Below are 17,861 nucleotides of genomic sequence, written 5' to 3' on the forward strand. Positions count from 1 at the left end.
CGCGGACTGAAGAGAAGAAATGCAAGTCTAGGTAAACTCGTCATTCTAAAAGAGATTGTTTTTCCAGCCATTCGCGGAAGCTGGCATGATACAAACTATAGCAAATTTCTCCTCCCATTTCTTGTTTATTTAAGAACTCGATCCAATTGTCTAACGCTTTTTCAACATCGTATTCATCCTGATCAATTATATTGGATATCGCACTTACAGATAAAGTTGCTGTTGATTGTACCAAAACATTCAGTACAGACAACTCGATCGCCGATAAGCCATCACCTCTCATCCGCAGCCAGTGGTTTTGATAATACGCTGCTAAACCCGATGGAAGTTCAGAGACAAGTGAGGACTCCCCCAGATTAGCATCAGGGTGTGAATTCTCGTTAATGGCAGGTAACATCTGACTCAGATACATGAAATTGTTTTCGCTGACAGTGGCGAGTTGTTGGCAGAATTCGGGTGGAGTTAAATCCGGTGCGGTTGATAGGTATTGCTGAATGTAGTTAAGGGCATCTTCGCGATTTTGGGCGGGATAATCTCTTAAATCGAGGGTTTGAGAGGGCGTTTCAATTAACAAACCGGATTTCTCTCTCAAAAACGGGCGGCGGGCGAGGATAAAATAAGTACGATCGCCCAAATATCTCGGCAGATAAAACAGATTTGAGCTCGGAGGCTGACTCGTGCGGGCGATCGTGTCTACAGAATCAATGACAATTATCAACTTTTGGCGATCGGCTAATTTATCGCTAATTTGCTGAAGCAACAAAGACAGAAACCAACTCCCATCATGGGATTCGAGATTTTGAATTTGAGATTTGAGCTTGAGGATTTCGGATGTTTCCCCATTGGTGGCAAGGTATTTGTCAATCAGTTGAGTGCAGACTGAAGCGAGAAAATCTTCAGCTCGATTTTTGCCTTCAACTGCAGCGTTGTAATAGATACTGCGAGGATGGGCGGTGGCATATTGAGCGAGGATGGAACTTTTGCCGCAGCCGGGAGTGCCGACTATTGTGAAATAACCGCGGCTGTGGGAGTTCAGAAAGTCGGAAATCGCACAACATACAAATTTGCGCCCGACAAAATTCTCGCTTTTTTCTCGCAGGAGTTGCTGAAATTCTTTTGGGTAAGAATCGGTAGAGATGGGAGTTGAGAGAGGTGAGGAATTCATGTTAGTGCCTCCACCCCTTCTAGGCGCAGGAAATATACGTGGCCGGATTCGTCGCCTGCGACAATTGTGACTCCATCGGGGGCGATCGCGCAAGATGCGATCGAACTTTTACCTGTGAAACTGGCAAGGACATTTCCACTTGACAAATCCCAGACTTTGATGGTTTTGTCATCTGAACCAGAAATTGCCAGCTTGCCATCAGCAGTGACGGCTACTGCATTTACTGAATTACTGTGAGCTAGAGTAAACTGTTGCTTTCCAGTGGTTAAATCCCAGACTTTAAGGGTGTTGTCCGATGCACCAGAAATTGCCAGCTTGCCATCAGCAGTGACGGCTACTGCATTTACTGAACTGCTGTGAGCTTCCAGAGTAAACTGTTGCTTTCCAGTGGTTAAATCCCAGACTTTAAGGGTTTTGTCCCACGAACCAGAAATTGCCCGCTTGCCATCAGCAGTCACAGCAACTGCATTTACTGAGTTGCTGTGACCTTCAAGAGTAAACTGTTCCTTTCCCGTGGTTAAATCCCAGACTTTGAGGGTTTTGTCATCTGAACCAGAAATTGCCCGCTTGCCATCGGGGGTGACAGCAACTGCATATACCGATTTGCTATGACCTTCAAGAGTAAACTGTTCCTTTCCAGTGGTTAAATCCCAGACTTTGAGGGTTTTTTCCCACGAACCAGAAATTGCCCGCTTGCCATCAGCAGTTACGGCTACCGAATTTACCAAGTAGCCGTAACCTTCGAGAGTAAACAGTTGCTTTCCAGTGGTTAAATCCCAGACTTTGAGGTTTTTTTCCCACGAACCAGAAATCGCCCGCTTGCCATCAGCAGTGACGGCTACCGAATTTACCAAGTAGCTGTGACCTTTGAGAGTAAACTGTTCGTTTCCAGTGGTTAAATCCCAGACTTTGAGGGTTTTGTCTAGTGAACCAGAAATTGCCCGCTTGCCATCAGCAGTTACGGCTACTGCATTTACTGAGTAGCTGTGACCTTCAAGAGTAAACTGTTCCTTTCTAGTTGTTAAATCCCAGACTTTGAGAGTGTTGTCAAATGAACCAGAAATCACCCGCTTGCCACCAGCAGTGACGGCTACTGTATATACTGAGTCGCTGTGACCTTCGAGAGTAAACAGTTCCTTTCGAGTTGTTAAATCCCAGACTTTTATGGTTGTGTCTCTTGAAACCGAAATCGCCTGTTTCCCATCCTCCGTAACGGCAACTGCATATACTGAGTAGCTGTGACCAGTGAGAGTAAACTCTTCCTTTCCAGTGGTTAAATCCCAGACTTTTATGGTTGTGTCTGTTGAACCAGAAATTGCCCGCTTGCCATCTTCCGTGACGGCAACTGCATTTACTGAGTAGCTGTGACCAGTGAGAGTAAATTCTTCCTTTCGAGTTGTTAAATCCCAGACTTTGAGGGTGTTGTCAATTGAACCAGAAATCGCCCGCTTGCCATCAGCAGTTACGGCTACTGCATTTACCGAGTCGCTGTGACCTGTGAGGGTGCGTAGCAATCCCCTGCGAGGGGGAGTTAAACAGGGTGTCAAAGGACGCAACCAAGGTGCAGCTTTCCACTGCTTTGCTACCTCCAGCATTGCCTGAATCTCTGGTATTTCAAAGTACAGTAAGCGCCCTAACAATTGTTCTGCCAGTTTGGTCTTATCTCCATCCAAAATATCGGCTGACATCCACATTACCGCTTGAATCATGTTCAGGGCTTTCGCTTTTTCTGGGTTGTACTCTGGGTGAGTTACTGCTTCTGAATCGTCAACTAAATTAAAATCATCAATAAGTGCCTGCACCCCAAACTCAGGATGCTGAATCTTTGCCATCAGAAAGTTAAAATCCGTCAGTTTTTGATAATACTTTTCTAAATTCCCTGACTTGACATAATTTGGCAGTAAGCTGCCCAGATAAGCACGTTGATAGAAAAGTGGTTTGGCCGCTAACTTGTCAGCAAATTCTCCCATCTCACGCCATCCCCTTTTCTAAATACTCAGTAATCCCTTCTAGTCGCAGGAAATATACGCGGCCGGATGCGTCGCCTGCGACAATTGTGACTCCATCGGGTGCAATAGCGCAACAGGCGATCGAACTTTCAGCCGTAAAACTGGCAATGACATTTCCAGTGGTTAAATCCCAGACTTTGAGGTTTTTTTCCCACGAACCAGAAATCGCCCGTTTACCATCAGCAGTCACGGCTACTGCTTTTACCAAATCGCTGTGACCAGTGAGAGTAAACTCTTCCTTTCGAGTTGTTAAATTCCAAATTTTAATAGTATGGTCATGTGAACAAGAAATTGCCCGCTTCCCATCATTAGTGACAGCTACTGCATTTACTGAGTAGCTGTGACCAGTGAGAGTAAACTCTTCCTTCCCAGTCATTAAATCCCATACTTTGATGGTGTTGTCATCTGAACCAGAAATCGCCCGCTTCCCATCATTAGTGACAGCTACTGTATATACTGAGTAGCTGTGACCAGTGAGAGTAAACTCTTCCTTTCCCGTGATTAAATTCCAGACTTTTACGATGTTGTCATCTGAACCAGAAATCGCCCTTTTGCCATCAGCAGTGACGGCAACTGCATTTACCCACTGGCTGTGACCTTTGAGAGTAAACTCTTCCTTTCCAGTTGTTAAATTCCATACTTTAAGAGAATGGTCTCTTGAACCAGAAATCGCTCGTTTACCATCAGCAGTCACGGCTACTGAATTTATCCAGTTGCTGTGACCAGTGAGTATCAACTCTTCTTTTCCAGTTGTTAAATTCCATACTTTAATGGTCTTGTCCCACGAACCCGAAATCGCCCTTTTCCCATCAGCAGTTACGGCTACTGCATTTACCCATTTGCTGTGACCAGTGAGAATAAATTGTTCCTTTCGAGTTATTAAATCCCAGACTTTGATGGTATTATCTCTTGAACCCGAAATCGCCCGTTTACCGTCGGGCGTAACGGCTACTGCATTAGGCGAGTCGCTGTAACCCGTGAGAATAAATTGTTCCTTTCCAACTGAATTTATCCAGTCGCTGTGACCAGTGAGAGTAAACTCTTCCTCTTTAGTTGTTAAATCCCAGACTTTTACGGTCTTGTCCCACGAACCAGAAATTATTCGCTTGCCATCAGCAGTGACGGCTACTGCATTTACCAAGTGACTGTGACCTGTGAGAGTAAACTCTTCCTTTCCAGTAATTAAATCCCACACTTTGATGGTTTTGTCATCTGAACCAGAAATCGCCCGCTTACCATCAGCAGTGACGGCTACTGCATTTACCCCCTCGGTATGACCTGTGAGAGTAAACTCTTCCTTTCGAGCTATTAAATTCCAAACTTTGATGGTTTTGTCGTCTGAACCAGAAATTACCCATTTGCCGTCGGCCGTAACAGCTATAGCATTTACCCATTGGCTATGACCTGTGAGAGTAAACTCTTCCTTTCCAGTTGTTAAATCCCAGATTTTTATAGTGTTGTCTCTTGAACTAGAAATTGCCTTTTTAGCATCAGCAGTGATGGCTACTGCAGTTACTGGTTTGCTATGACCTTTGAGAGTAAACTCTTCTTTTCCAGTTGTTAAATTCCATACTTTTATGGTCTTGTTCCACGAACCAGAAATCGCCCGCTTACCATCGGGGGCGACGGCTACTGTATTTACTTCGTAGCTGTGAGCTTTAAGAGTAAATTCTTCTTTTCCAGTTGTTAAATCCCAGACTTTGAGGGTGTCATCTCTTGAAGCAGAAATTGCCCGCTTGCCATCTTCCGTGACAGCTACTGAATATACTGAGTTGCTATGACCTGTAAGGGTGCGTAGTAGTCCTCTGCAAGGCGGAGTTAAACAGGGTGCCAAAGGACGCAACCAAGCTACTGTTTTCCACTGCTTTGCTACCTCCAGCATTGCCTGAATCTGACGAATTTTAAAGTAAAGTAACCGCCCTAACAATTGCCCTGCCAGCTTGGTATGATCTTCCTCCAAAATATCGGCTGACATCCACAGCGCCACTTGAATTAAGCTCAGAGTTTTCATTTTTTCTGAGTTGTACTCCGGGTGAGTTACTGCTTCTGAATCGTCAACCAAATTGAAGTCATCAATCAGTGTCTGCACCCCAAACTCAGGATGCTGGATTTTTGCCATCAGAAAGTTAAAATTAGTCAGTTTTTGATAATACTTTTCTAAATTGTCTGACTTGACATAATTTGGCAGTAAGCTGCCCAGATAAGCACGCTGATAGAAAAGTGGTTTGGCCGCTAACTTGTCAGCAAATTCTCCCATCTCAGACCATCCCCTCTTCTAAATACTCAGCAATCCGTTGATTTACTTCCCGAAAAATTCTCCGCTTTGAATCCATCTCCCGTTTGCCTTTCAGAAAGTCAAGGAAACTAGCATGATAGATGGTATAGCAGATTTCTCCGTCTAAATTCTGCTTTTTCAAATACTCAACCCACTCATCTTCTAAAACCTTTCCCACATCGCATTCATCCACCTTGGCAATTCCAGCAATCATCTCGCAGGGAATCGGCGTGCCAATTTCTAGTAAAATATACAAGACATTCTCCATCAATTGCCCTCGCTTAGCTTCCATCCCCATCTTTACCCAATGGCTTTGATAATACTCTAGCAACCCGTCTGGCAATTGCTTTAAACTCAAGTCATTGTAAACGCCTTTAGCAATTGCCGGCAAAACATACCGCAAATACATAAAATTGTTTTCGCTTTTGTTTGCCACTTGTTCGACAAAAGTTGTATCAGGAATGTTGCGACTTTTAATCCAGTTTCTCAGTCCATTATTATGGTCAGAATCGGTATTGATAACAAAGCGAATATATTCTTTGATATCATCCTGATTGAAATCAACATACTGGCTATCTCTTAAATCTAACTCTTCTTCTGGAACATCTACTAACAACCGCTTTTTATCGAGGCTATAGGGTCGCCTAGTCAGCAGAAAATATACGTTATTTGGCAGATTCTTCGGTAAATGTAAAAGATTTCCTCCCGGTTCTTGTTCAACTTCATCCAGTGCATCAATTGCAATTACCAAACGTTCGCCCGCCGTGAGTTTTCCCGCCACCTGTGCGAGTAAAGTTGGTAAATCGGCGTCTTCTGATTTTGGCAATTGATAGCGGTCAATTAATTGCCGGCGAATGCTCTTCAGAAACAATTCTGGTCTGTTGCGACGTTCGACGAGAATATTGAAATAGCAGGGAGATTGATGTTCAGAGACGTATTTGGCAACGATCGAGCTTTTGCCCATTCCCGCATCTCCGACGATCGTAAAATAACCGTGAGGGTTTGCGTTCATAAATTGCTGAAAAGTCTCAAAAACAAATTGGCGTCCGCAAAACCTCCGAATTTTTTCTTCTATTAACGATCTAAATTCTTCAGGGTAGGGGGCAACTACTGGGTCTGGTTTCGGATAATACTTCTGTTTTAATTTTCTAAACAATAAATCTAATTTTCCGGCACCTTTTTGGTCAATAAGTTGAGGAAAACTATCTCCAAGTTTCTTATAAATCTCTCCCAATCGCTGTTTTACAGTAGCTTCTGATATGCTTAATTTTACTGACAGCTCTACCTGATTGCGCGGTGCTTTTTCAGGAGAGAAGAGTGCTGCTAATAATGTTTCTGTTTGTTCCATCGATAATCCATGTGTCCCAGATTCGCCTCTAAGGAATTCTTGCCAATCCATCTAGGTTAACCCCTAATTTAACTTTATTACAACTTACGCATCGTGCACTTAAATCATCCTGAGCCTTGCCAATGAGCTCTTAGACGGCTGGGATGCTTGCCAGTCCTGAGCCTTGCGAAGGATAGGGACTCTGCATGACAGTAGTTTAATTATACCTTGAGTATACTTTGATTATACCGACCTCTAATAGACCTAACTTTATACCTCTGGTCAACTTCACTCAATTAAAGTGATGCGATGATTTGATCAGAAGCACAAAAGCAGTTTTTGAGAAACATTGGAGGTCACTAGAAATGAATCTTAACTTATTCGGCAACTCACACCCTGACGAAGATTCTAGCAAAATGGATGAAATCCCATCACTTGGGATAGGTATAAAAATTATTAGCCAAATTGCCGATGAGCTTAGTTATACCCACACTTCTGACCATCGAAACTGTCTGTTAATTGTAAAATATTTTCAGCCTGTACTACCTCACCCTAGCAGTCAAGCTGATTGTTTTAAACGAGCGACCGATACTTTAAACATTTTCAACTGGCTGAAAGAGCAAAAAACTAGCCAATCCGATCGAATTTCTAACCAGCCACTGCAAAAGATTACCCTTCAACTCAATAGTGATATTGCCACTGTCACTCAAGTTTTATGGTGGGTGGAACAGTTAGAGAATCTACCACTTCCCGAAGAAGTTTTGCAGCTTTGTAAACTGGCGACGGTGGAGGGGTTTATCAATGCTATTCACCACCACAAAAATATGCCATCAAACACTCCCATCGATCTTGCGATAGCAGTTTTTAACGAACGCATAGAAATTCAAATTTGGGATTGGGGAAAACCTCTTAATTTGCCAAAAAAAGTTGAAATAGAACAATCGCAAGCAAAATATACGTTCGGTGTGAAGGAGCTGGAATTTATGTTTTAGCAAAGATGACTATATCTGCCAATCATTCTTTAATTAGTTCTGCCTGACTAGGGCCCATAGGTTTTAATCTCCTGCCCTATCTGCCCCAAAATTTAGGGCAGGTCGTAAATTCAAACTCACCTTATCTGCCCTTGAGTCTCCCTTTTTGCTTCAGTAGGATATCTGTAGAAACAAAAAACATCAATATTTAGGAGAGAAAACCGTTATGAACTCTAACTTAGAAAATTCGCACCGTGACGAAAATTTTAGCGAAATCGATGAAATAGGCAAAATAGGTATAAAACTTATTGGCAAAATTGCCGATGAGCTAAGTTATACCCGCACGTCTGAGGGGCGAAACTGTCTGTTAATTGTAAAATATTTTCAGCCAGCTTTAGTATCACCCCAACCTAGCCCTGAAGCTAGTATTTTTAAGCGTGCGATCGACGTTTTACACAGCTTTAACTGGCTTCAAGAGCAACGAAATCCCCAATCCGATCCCAGCTATAACCAGCCACTTCACAAGATAAAGCTTCAAGTAAATAGCGAGCTCCAGGCGGTTACTCAAGTTTTATGCTGGGTCGAGCAGTTTTTTTTAGAGCTTCTACCCATTCCCGAAACAGTTTTGCAGCTTTGTAAGCTTGCTGCGATCGAGGGTTTTGCCCATGCGGTTCGCCACGCCCACACAAATCGGTCATTGGAAACTCCGAAAATAGAACTAGCGATCGCAGTATATAACAAACGCCTAGAGATCGAAATATGGGATTGGGGCAAGCCTTTTGACCTCAAGACCAAGCTGAAAGAAGAATTGCCCGAAAAAACTCTTTTTAGTTGGAACGACCTAGCCTTTACTCTTCACTAAAGCTGTTCTGAAATTGCTAAGTAAGTGGTTACAAATAAATATTAGATGGTCGGGCGGGGGTTACGGTTACAGGTTCGAGCCGTCTTCTGCCACTGCAATGGCAATTTGCCAATTTATCTAGGCGACAGAGGACACGGCAATGCCGTTTCCCTACCCCAAAATAATCGATCGCCCTTGATGAGAAATGCAACCATCGCCTGATGAATTGTAGGGACACGGCACTGCCGTTTCCTAGGAAATGGAGGACACGGCAGTGCCGTTTCCCTACCCCTCATCGATCGCCCTTGATGAGAAATGCAACGATCACCCGATTAATTGTAGGGACACGGCAGTGCCGTGTCCTGGCTTAGATATCCTAGTTTTTAGCCGCCCCAAACCTTTTTCAAAACATCTTGAGGAGAGATGTCTGCCATTTTGCCAGTAGGAGATTTAATGCCCAAAAATCGATCGCTCTTTGGCAACAACTTCGCCGGTTCAGTCGGGCCAAACAAAGCTATTGTATAAGTTTGAACCGCCACAGCTAAGTGCATCGGCGCACTGTCAGTACATATCATCAAATTAGCAGCAGCAATAGTGGCAGCCAACTTGCCGACATCATCCGGCGAGATAACTTTTACATTCGGACATGACTCGACTAACTTTGTCACGAAGTCTGCATCTTCGGGCCCTTTCACAACAACAACGGGCAAATTCGGCTGCCGCTGCTGACAATCTTCAATTATTTGCTTCCAGTTGTCTGTAGGGTAAATTTTGTCAATACCTTTAGACACAGCTAATTGACTCGAACCGCCGTGAATTAGAATGTAACCGCTTTCTTTGATTCCCAACCGCTGCTGTTCGGCTTCCGCCCACTGAATGTCCTGTTTAGGTACATTAATTGCCAGTGGCGGACAAGGATTTGTAATGTTAAATCCTTGCAGCAAATCGTGGTACATTGAAGCCGCGTACTGTTCAGTTTTCAGCGGTACCGCAGCAGTGAGAAATCGAGCACCGTTGGTTCCCGAATACCCAACTCTCTGCGGAATGCCGGTCAGCCACAGCAGCAGCCCTACAGTCCACCGCTGGCCGAGGGAAATAACTGCTTCGTATTCGCGATCGCGAATTACGCCCAGTAAATTGCCCCAATCTGCCATAGCGTTCCGGTCTTTGAAATTGTACGTCAAAACTTCTTTGACGGACTTGCAGACTCGGTAAGCGCCCTTTGCCCTCGGTTCCACGATGACATCAATTTGCGCCTCTGGATAAGACTGCTTGAGATCATCGAGGGTGGGGAAAAATAAAATTTGGTCGCCAATCCCGCCAGGGACAAGTGCTAGTATTCGCATCATAAACGATCGGGCTATTATCTATCGAGGTAGCTCTCAGCGATCGGTCTTCAGCTATCAGCTTATAGTAATTCTAGACTTTAAAAGCTACTGGCTGACAGCTAAACAACTGACCCAAAAGTACAGGACGCTCTTAATATATACCTAGTTGGGTGAAGAAGGGTTACTTAATGCACTTATTAATTCCTGCGGCGGGTTCGGGGCGACGGATGGGGAGTCAGCGGAACAAACTGCTGCTGACTTTGCTCTCTAAACCTTTGCTGAGTTGGACTTTGGCTGCGGCTGAAGCTTCGCAGCACATTAGCTGGATTGGCATCATGGGTCAGCCAGACGATTTTCCTGATTTTAAAGCAATTCTGAGCGATTTATCTTTGGTCAAGCCCGTGGAACTGATTCAAGGTGGCGCCACCAGGCAAGAGTCAGTTTACAACGGTTTGCAGGCTTTGCCCCCCAATGCCGATCGAGTGTTGATTCACGACGGCGCGAGGTGTTTGGCAACTGCTGAATTGTTCGATCGATCTGCCGAGGTTCTCTTGACCTGTCCGGGCTTGATTGTAGCCGTCCCGGTCAAGGATACGATTAAGGTCGTAGATGAGCGTCGGATCGTGCGAGACACCCCAGACAGAAGCAATTTGTGGGCGGCCCAGACTCCCCAAGGATTTGAAGTGAAACTGTTAAAGCAGTGTCACGAAGAAGGGCGACAAAAAGGTTGGGAAGTTACAGACGATGCGGCTTTGTTTGAAAAATGCGGTTTACCAGTCCGAATTGTGGAGGGGGAAGAGACGAATTTGAAAGTCACCACACCTGTAGATTTAGCACTAGCGGAATTTATTTTGCGGCAAAGATACGGTGAATAGTTTTAAATTGTGTAAGGAAAACTTGGTAATTATCAATGGGAATTGGTAAGCTAATTAAGTCACCTTAAAAAAGCAGAATCCTCAGATAGCCGACTTCTTGAAGAAGTCGGCTATCTAATAACCATCGCCTTTTAGATTTAATTAAATTAACCTACTTAGTAAGGGCTTGCTGTTGGTCTGACGATAATTTCGCTAACATCAACATCGTCAGGTTGTTCGATCGCAAATACAATCGATCGCGCGATGGCAGCAGCAGGAATAGCTATTCTGCGGAATTCTTGCATTCCCGATCTTGCAGTTTCATCAGTGATGCTCTCGGCTAACTCAGACTCGGTTACTCCAGGAGAAATCACCGTCACCCGAATGTCGCCCCCAACTTCTTGTCTCAAGCCTTCTGAGATAGCTCTAACGGCGAATTTAGTAGCACAGTAAACAGCAGCAGTAGGAGAAACCGCGTGTCCGCCGATTGAAGAAAGATTAATAATCTGACCAGACTTTTGGGCTTTCATCACAGGAAGTGCCGCCGCGATGCCGTACAAAACACCTTTGATATTGACATCAATCATGCGATCCCATTCCTCAACTTTGAGTTGTTCGAGTGCGGATAGGGGCATGATGCCAGCATTGTTAATCAGGACATCTACGCGATCGAACTTGCTTTGGGCAAATTGAACCAGATCCTCCATTTGACTGCGTTGCGTCACATCGAGAGCCTGGTATTCGACTGTTCCATCCTCCGCACGAATGTCCTTGGCGATCGCTTCTAGGCGATCGGTGCGACGTGCGCCTAAAACAACTTTTGCGCCCTTTTTAGCAAGCAACTTAGCACTGGCTTCACCGATTCCACTACTGGCTCCAGTGATAATGATGACTTTCCCATTTAAGTTAGACATTGAAATCTCCTATTTTTGTGATGTTACTGGGAATTTGATTTGGTTTTCTTGAAATAGCTCTTTGAGAGTTCCTGCTGCAATCAAGGCACGGGGATAACCTGATGTCACGGTGGTGATATAAATGTCTTCCATCAGTTCTTGCGGTGTAACTCCATAATTGAGAGCATATTGTGCATGAAGTTTGAACTGCGGCATCGTGCCCTGTGCGGCAAATCCCCCCAGAGAAATAAGCTGACGGGTTTTATTGTCGAGCACCTCACGCGCCCAGATATCGCCCAACGCATATTTGAGAGTCATGTCGGCAAGTTCTGGGAAATCCTTTTTAAGCTGTTCAAAATGCGGTGGTAGTCCTTTTCCACCCGTAAGACTATTCACAACTCTTTCGCCACGCTGTTGGCGTGTCAGCGTTTGTGAAGGTTGCGGAACTGTTTTTTGCGCTTCCATAGGTGAAGCAATAAAAATTGCTCCCGCTACGGTTAAAGTTAAAACTACCCCTACGGTTAAAGCTAAAAACTTTCCCTTCATGATTTCCCTTCTGTCGAGATTAGTTTGAATTACAGAAACTGACCGCCAGAGACTTCGATTCTCTGTGCATTCACCCATCTGTTGTCTTCGGATAGTAAAGCGGCGATCGCACCGCCGATATCATCAGGCAGACCAACGCGACCCAAGGCAGTTTGCGAAGCTATAAAGCTGTTAATCTCAGGATTGTCACGCACCGCACCGCCATTAAAATCCGTTTCAATTGCGCCTGGGGCTACCACATTCACAGCAATCTGTCTGTGTCCTAATTCCTTAGCCATGTATCGGGTCAAAACTTCGATCGCTCCTTTCATGCTTGCATAAGCTGCATACCCAGGTAGAGCAAAACGGGCAAGCCCAGACGAAATATTGACTATCCGTCCTCCATCATTGATCAAAGGCAGAAGTTTTTGCGTGAGGAAGAAAACGCCTTTTACATGAATATTCATCAAGCGATCGAAATCATCTTCGGTGGTATCAGCAAAAGACGCATGAAACCCAGTACCAGCATTATTCACGAGGAAATCAAAATGCTCTCTCTGCCATTTATCTTGAAGTGACTGCTTGACTTGTTCCACAAAACCGTCAAAGGTTTTCGTGTTTGAAGTATCCAGTTGCAGTGCAACCGCTTGAGCTCCGATATCGGCGATCGCAGATACGACATTTTTGGCATCCTCATCGCTGTTGTGATATGTCACGATGACATCGACTCCCTTTCTGGCAAGGGTCAAAGCGGTATTTTTGCCAAGTCCTCGGCTCGCCCCTGTTACCAATGCGATTTTTGTCTGGTTGTTCGTCATTGCCTTATCCTTTTACTGGTGCATTCAGATGTGTTCATCGTATGAGTAAAAGCAAGGCTTTTGAATACACAGACCTCGCAATTTATTGCCTAATCCTCCAAAGCCATATTTTCTGAATGGCTCAAGATGCTCTATGATCAGCAAAAGGAAATGGTTAAATCAATCAAAAAACTAGCAGGGCAATTGAAATGCTCAACCAAGTAATAAACCAAGATGCGTTAGCGAAGCCCTCGAAGAGGATCGCTAATCAATGTAAAGAATTGGCGGCATTAGTAAGTCGGCACACTGAAGGCAAGGGGAACGGTTTGCATAAAACAGCTATAGATAAGCTGGAATTGACGCGAGAATCTTCAGTTTCCGCAGCACTACATTGTGTTTATGAACCTCTTCTCGCCATCATCGTTCAGGGTCAAAAAGAAGCGTTGCTGGGTGAGGAAACCTATCGTTATGGCGAGGCTCAATATCTTGTGATCTCAGTTGATTTACCTATTAACGGATTTGTTGTAGAGGCTACCCCAGACAAGCCGTATTTAGGATTCAAGCTGAATCTAGATCCACGCCAACTCTGTGACATTATTACTGCCCAAACCAACCCAAGTGCAAATAAGAAAGAAAACTCTGTTAGAGGTTTGTTCGTCAGCACCGCCGATGCACCGTTGCTCGATTGCGCCCTCAGACTGACCAGACTTTTGGATACACCGCAGGATATCCCTATCCTGGCACCGATGATTATCCGCGAAATCTATTATCGTCTTTTAATAGGCGAACAAAGCGAAGCTGTCCGCCAAATCGCAACATCTGGCAGCAATATGCAGCGCATCGCTGAGGTGCTCAAACTGATTAAAACTGATTTTGTAAAACCGATGCGTGTTGAGGATTTGGCAGGACAAGCCAATATGTCTCCTTCATCTTTCCATTACCATTTCAAGGAAGTGACATCGATGAGTCCACTTCAATATCAAAAGCAATTAAGACTATTAGAAGCACGTCGCCTGATGCTTGCCGAAAACTCCGATGCGGCAAATGCTGCCTATCAGGTGGGTTATGAAAGCCCCTCACAGTTCAGCCGCGAATATTCTCGGATGTTCGGTGCGCCGCCGATCCGGGATATTGAGCGTTTGCGTACTGCTTGAGCGTAACTGTTTCGACTATATTGGTTTTGTTTCCTTAACACAAATGAAGGATAAAAGCAATGGAATATTGCGGTAAATGGCGGATCGCGGAGATGGAATTGTGGGATAGTGATTACTTGGACATGGAAGTTGAAGCGTATATCGAGATCGATCAAACAGGTTCAGGAGAATTTCAATTCGGTTTAGTATCAGGTCAAATTGACGGCGAAGTCGTAAAAGATGGAAAGGATCAGCGATTTGAGTTTACCTGGGACGGTAATGATGAATGCGATCCTGCATCCGGTAGCGGTTGGCTCAAATTAAAGGATAAAAACTCGGTAGATGGTCGAGTCAAATTCCACCAAGGCGACAGTTCTAGTCTTGTGGCTAAGCGCATGAAGTAGGCAATCAGCGATCGCACTATTTTATGCGATTTTTTTAAACCGCAGATGAACGCAGATGAACGCAGATACAATCTCATCCGCGTTCATCTGTATTCATCTGTTGATATCTGCGGTAACACAATCCCAATCTAACCAATAACCAATAACAACTGGCTGAGGTTTCTCATGAAGGATTAATCGGAAACTCGCCCTCACTATCAACCTCTGGGGCACTTTTAACTAAATCCAAGAACGCAAACACGGCCGGAATCAACAACCCATCCCTCAAAACAGACACCCCAATTACCCTTTCAAAATCCGCAGGCAAACTGCAAACTTTCACCGAAGCAGGTATCGGTTCCGCAGCCAAACGCGGAAGAATTGCTGTACCCAAACCTTGCATCACCATACTGACAATAGTTGAATCTTCGCTGAGTTCGTAAGCGATATTTAAGGGAAATCCCGAAGTTGTCAAATATTTTCGCAGCGGTATCGAACAAGGATTTTCCGCCGGCTGCAAAATCAACGGATAAGCTGCTAATTCTTCCCAGGTAATCTTATCACTTGAAAATTTGGCAGTTGGCGGCAGCAACACAACATATTTATCCCGCAAAATTTCTCTAGTTTCAAATTCATCGGAAATGGGAAGAGAGACAAAGCCGATGTCTGCTTTGCCCGATCGCAAAGCTTCTTCCACAGCTTGGGTATAATAAACTTCGGTAATGGTGACGGCAATTTTGGGAAAGCAACTGCGAAATTTAGCAATAATACCCGGTAGGATATGAGTTGCAACGCTCCGAAAAGTAACTATCCGTACCTGGCCTCCCTGCAAACCTTTTTCTAAATCCGCTTCTTTGACCATCATTTCTAAGGCGCAGGCTATTTGACGCCCGTGACTCACTACCCTTTCCCCCACTGGCGTCAGTTGAGCACCGTGTCGCCCCCGGTGGAACAATTGCACTCCCAATTCTGTTTCTAAAGAGGCGATGGCGTGGCTGACGGCGGATTGGGACAGTTCCAATTGCAAAGCCGCCTCGCTAAAGTTTTCACAGTCTGCTACAGCTATCAAAGCTTGAATCTGAGAGAGTTTCATCCGCCGCGTATTGATTTCGTTCATAGCGTTTGTGCCAGTAGTACCCAAATTGTCACAAGGGCTTCGATATATCGATTTTATTCATACAACCTATGCAAGCAATGCTTTGATTGTCAATTGCCGCAGAGTTAAGGTTAATTTATCAGGTAACAGATAGACTTTTACAGGACTTGCACGACAACAATATTAGGCTGTAATTGCAATGAAATTATTGCAGTTAAAGGCTATTTTGAGTAATTTTATGGGTGCAATTTTTGTAATAATTATCACTTTAAGGTGTTGGCTATGTCTACTTACAAAAGTCTGATAGACCCCCGAATAAAGAGCTCTTTTTCGACTGCCCATAGAGCTCAAATATCCGAAAAACAAAAAGGGCAATCTCTATTTTCAGCTATAAATCAAGTTGGTCAGTTTTTGCTCTACCTCATTTCTAGTGAGGACGAACTGAGGATTTGGCAGACGTGCGATCGCTATGGTAACACTTGGTGGCACGGTTGCAATCGGGCAACTGGTCGTTCTACCTGCGTTGCCACGGAGGATGAAATGCGCGCTTGGATAGATCGGCGTTATTGCCAATAGTAGTGTGTGGGTTGAGTGGAAATGCAGTGAAATACAGTCCTCCATTAGCAATTACCCATTAGCAATTACCAATTACCAATTACCAAGTAGGAGATGCTATGCTTCAACTATCTTCCAAATGTGCAGCGCCCGATCGCATTATTCTGATGGAAAACGAGGTATACAGATTGCCTCAAACTCATCGAGAAATTCAAGTTTTGTCAGGAATTGCTTGGATCACACTTGACCAACAGGACATCATCTTGCAAAGCTCTGAAAAAGCATCGCTTCCACCTAGCAAAAACTTTGCTATCATATCCGCTCTCAACAATATGCCACTGATTCTGGCAGTCTGGCAAGACAAAAACCAAGCCATGCGATGTTAGATTTGAGATTTGAGATTTGGGATTGAAGAATTGGGAATGACTGATTGTGTATGGGTTTGAAGCGCGGGCATACAGTTGCATTCTTTTTTGAAATTGGTATAGGAACCTAGCGGCTGAAAAAAAAATCGGCAGGAACACCCCAAAGAGCTCTATCTTAATAGGTATAACTTGGCTCTTGGAGGACTCGATCGGTGAACAGCCGCTCTTACCACTTTAGCTATATCGCAGCTATAAGTCTTGTCTTATCACCCGCACTCAGCTTGCTGGCAATTTCAGACGCTGGGGCTTATGCCCCAAGTATAAATGCGAAGCGGGCCAACGCTCGCGATAGCGCCCAGGCAACGGACCCCAAAACGCAAGCAGACGAACTTTTTGAAACAGGAGTAAAACAGCACCGCGAGGGTTTGTTTCGAGAAGCAATCGAGACTTTTGAGCAAGTTTTGGCAATCCGCAAGCAACTCGGCGACCAAGCCGGAATCGGAGAAACCCTCAATAATATGGGGGAAGTTTATGGCGAAATGGGTTTGAGGCCCAAAGCTTTGGAAGTTCTGCAGCAAGCTTTAGTCATTCACCGAGAAATCAGCGGAGGGCGTCGTATCGCGCGTACTCTCAATCTCATCGGTTTCGTTAACCGGATTGGGGACAATTTTTCCGAAGCGATGAAACTGCACCAAGAAGCTTTGGAACTTGCCAAAACTACTGACGACAAAATTGAAATTGGAGAATCCCTCCACAACATCGCGGCCGTGTACGCAGAACAGGCAGATTACGCCAAGGCGATCGAATTTTACCAGCAAGCGCGGACGATTCGCACGACCTCCGGCGATCGGCGCGATTTAGGCCGTACCCTCAATAACATGGGTGGCGTCTACTACAACATCGGCGACTTTAATAGAGCGATGGAATTTTATCACCAAGCTTTAGCAATTCGCCGGGAAATCGGAGACAGGGCTGGCGTCGGCCGCCTCCTCAACAACATGGCACTTACCTCTCGCAAACTCGGCAAAGATACTCAAGCGCTGATCTATTTTCAGCAAGCAATACCGATGTTAGAAGCAATTGGTGACAAGACAAGTATCGGACGCTTGCTCAACAATATGGGCGCAATTCATGAAAGTCTCGGTCAATATCCTCAAGCTTTAGAATCCTACGAGGGAGCTTTAAAAATTGCCCGCGAGGGCGGTGATAAAGCCGGAGAAACTAAAGCGATGGAGGGCATTAAGCGATTGTCTTCCGGTCAGCTTGTACCGCAATAATGACAGTTAAGCGGTTCGGGGTATCGGATGAAGATTAGACTTGCATTGCATAAGTCTTCGTCGATAG

General features: G+C 44.7%; 17 protein-coding genes. 8 read left to right on the forward strand and 9 right to left on the reverse strand.

All coding sequences use genetic code 11. From position 1 onward, the window contains the following. Window positions 1–40 precede the first annotated feature (40 nt). Genes QUA27_RS12815 through QUA27_RS12830 form a run of 4 tightly spaced genes read right to left on the reverse strand, consistent with a single transcriptional unit; the run spans window position 41 to window position 6,797 of the window. Entirely contained in the window at window positions 41–1,165 is a 1,125-nt protein-coding gene (locus QUA27_RS12815) for an ATP-binding protein (protein ID WP_333068378.1), read from the reverse strand. Further along, on the reverse strand, window positions 1,162–3,135 hold the full coding sequence (locus tag QUA27_RS12820) for a WD40 repeat domain-containing protein (protein ID WP_333068380.1): 1,974 nt from the start codon (window positions 3,133–3,135) through the stop codon (window positions 1,162–1,164). Before QUA27_RS12820 ends, QUA27_RS12815 begins: the two co-directional genes overlap by 4 nt. A gap of 1 nt (window position 3,136) precedes the next feature. Beyond that, window positions 3,137–5,431, reverse strand: coding sequence for a WD40 repeat domain-containing protein (locus QUA27_RS12825; protein ID WP_333068381.1), 2,295 nt, complete (start codon window positions 5,429–5,431; stop codon window positions 3,137–3,139). Between the two features lies 1 nt (window position 5,432). After that, window positions 5,433–6,797, reverse strand: a complete 1,365-nt coding sequence (locus tag QUA27_RS12830) for an NACHT domain-containing protein (protein ID WP_333068382.1) — start codon at window positions 6,795–6,797, stop codon at window positions 5,433–5,435. A 344-nt stretch (window positions 6,798–7,141) separates the two neighbouring features. On the opposite strand from QUA27_RS12830, the gene QUA27_RS12835 reads away from it, so the two are divergent. Together QUA27_RS12835 and QUA27_RS12840 are read left to right on the forward strand one after the other, a co-directional pair. Beyond that, a complete protein-coding gene (locus QUA27_RS12835) occupies window positions 7,142–7,768 on the forward strand; it encodes an ATP-binding protein (protein WP_333068384.1) in 627 nt (208 codons plus the stop codon). A 205-nt stretch (window positions 7,769–7,973) separates the two neighbouring features. Then, window positions 7,974–8,609 (forward strand): ATP-binding protein, encoded by a 636-nt coding sequence (locus QUA27_RS12840; protein WP_333068385.1) that lies wholly within the window; start codon window positions 7,974–7,976, stop codon window positions 8,607–8,609. A gap of 362 nt (window positions 8,610–8,971) precedes the next feature. Here the strand turns inward: QUA27_RS12840 and QUA27_RS12845 are convergent, their stop codons facing one another. Next, the gene (locus QUA27_RS12845; protein WP_333068443.1) at window positions 8,972–9,934 is read right to left on the reverse strand and encodes a glycosyltransferase family 9 protein; all 963 of its coding nucleotides are present in this window, start codon (window positions 9,932–9,934) and stop codon (window positions 8,972–8,974) included. Between the two features lie 170 nt (window positions 9,935–10,104). On the opposite strand from QUA27_RS12845, the gene ispD reads away from it, so the two are divergent. Beyond that, a complete protein-coding gene (gene ispD / locus QUA27_RS12850; RefSeq protein ID WP_333068387.1) occupies window positions 10,105–10,791 on the forward strand; it encodes a 2-C-methyl-D-erythritol 4-phosphate cytidylyltransferase in 687 nt (228 codons plus the stop codon). Window positions 10,792–10,946: 155 nt separating this feature from the next. Here the strand turns inward: ispD and QUA27_RS12855 are convergent, their stop codons facing one another. Genes QUA27_RS12855 through QUA27_RS12865 form a run of 3 tightly spaced genes read right to left on the reverse strand, consistent with a single transcriptional unit; the run spans window position 10,947 to window position 13,006 of the window. Next, on the reverse strand, window positions 10,947–11,684 hold the full coding sequence (locus QUA27_RS12855) for an SDR family oxidoreductase (protein WP_333068388.1): 738 nt from the start codon (window positions 11,682–11,684) through the stop codon (window positions 10,947–10,949). Window positions 11,685–11,693: 9 nt separating this feature from the next. Then, window positions 11,694–12,209: a carboxymuconolactone decarboxylase family protein gene (locus tag QUA27_RS12860; RefSeq protein WP_333068389.1), complete on the reverse strand. Its 516-nt coding sequence runs from the start codon at window positions 12,207–12,209 to the stop codon at window positions 11,694–11,696. A 29-nt stretch (window positions 12,210–12,238) separates the two neighbouring features. Next, a complete protein-coding gene (locus QUA27_RS12865; RefSeq protein ID WP_333068390.1) occupies window positions 12,239–13,006 on the reverse strand; it encodes an SDR family NAD(P)-dependent oxidoreductase in 768 nt (255 codons plus the stop codon). Between the two features lie 188 nt (window positions 13,007–13,194). Between QUA27_RS12865 and QUA27_RS12870 the strand changes: the two genes are divergently transcribed. Further along, the gene (locus QUA27_RS12870) at window positions 13,195–14,139 is read left to right on the forward strand and encodes an AraC family transcriptional regulator (RefSeq protein ID WP_333068391.1); all 945 of its coding nucleotides are present in this window, start codon (window positions 13,195–13,197) and stop codon (window positions 14,137–14,139) included. A gap of 59 nt (window positions 14,140–14,198) precedes the next feature. After that, window positions 14,199–14,522: a hypothetical protein gene (locus QUA27_RS12875; protein WP_333068392.1), complete on the forward strand. Its 324-nt coding sequence runs from the start codon at window positions 14,199–14,201 to the stop codon at window positions 14,520–14,522. 163 nt (window positions 14,523–14,685) lie between these two features. Here the strand turns inward: QUA27_RS12875 and QUA27_RS12880 are convergent, their stop codons facing one another. After that, window positions 14,686–15,618 (reverse strand): LysR family transcriptional regulator, encoded by a 933-nt coding sequence (locus QUA27_RS12880; RefSeq protein ID WP_333068393.1) that lies wholly within the window; start codon window positions 15,616–15,618, stop codon window positions 14,686–14,688. A 261-nt stretch (window positions 15,619–15,879) separates the two neighbouring features. Here QUA27_RS12880 and QUA27_RS12885 point away from each other — a divergent pair, with 261 nt between their 5' ends. The 3 genes from QUA27_RS12885 to QUA27_RS12895 all read left to right on the forward strand — a co-directional run bounded on the left by QUA27_RS12885 (window position 15,880) and on the right by QUA27_RS12895 (window position 17,794). Then, window positions 15,880–16,173, forward strand: coding sequence for a hypothetical protein (locus QUA27_RS12885; RefSeq protein ID WP_333068394.1), 294 nt, complete (start codon window positions 15,880–15,882; stop codon window positions 16,171–16,173). 98 nt (window positions 16,174–16,271) lie between these two features. Next, the gene (locus QUA27_RS12890; protein WP_333068395.1) at window positions 16,272–16,538 is read left to right on the forward strand and encodes a hypothetical protein; all 267 of its coding nucleotides are present in this window, start codon (window positions 16,272–16,274) and stop codon (window positions 16,536–16,538) included. A 191-nt stretch (window positions 16,539–16,729) separates the two neighbouring features. Beyond that, the gene (locus QUA27_RS12895; RefSeq protein WP_333068396.1) at window positions 16,730–17,794 is read left to right on the forward strand and encodes a tetratricopeptide repeat protein; all 1,065 of its coding nucleotides are present in this window, start codon (window positions 16,730–16,732) and stop codon (window positions 17,792–17,794) included. Window positions 17,795–17,861 lie beyond the last annotated feature (67 nt).

Source organism: Microcoleus harperi Pol14_C6 (assembly GCF_036701295.1).
In the GTDB taxonomy this organism is placed as follows: Bacteria; Cyanobacteriota; Cyanobacteriia; order Cyanobacteriales; family Microcoleaceae; genus Microcoleus.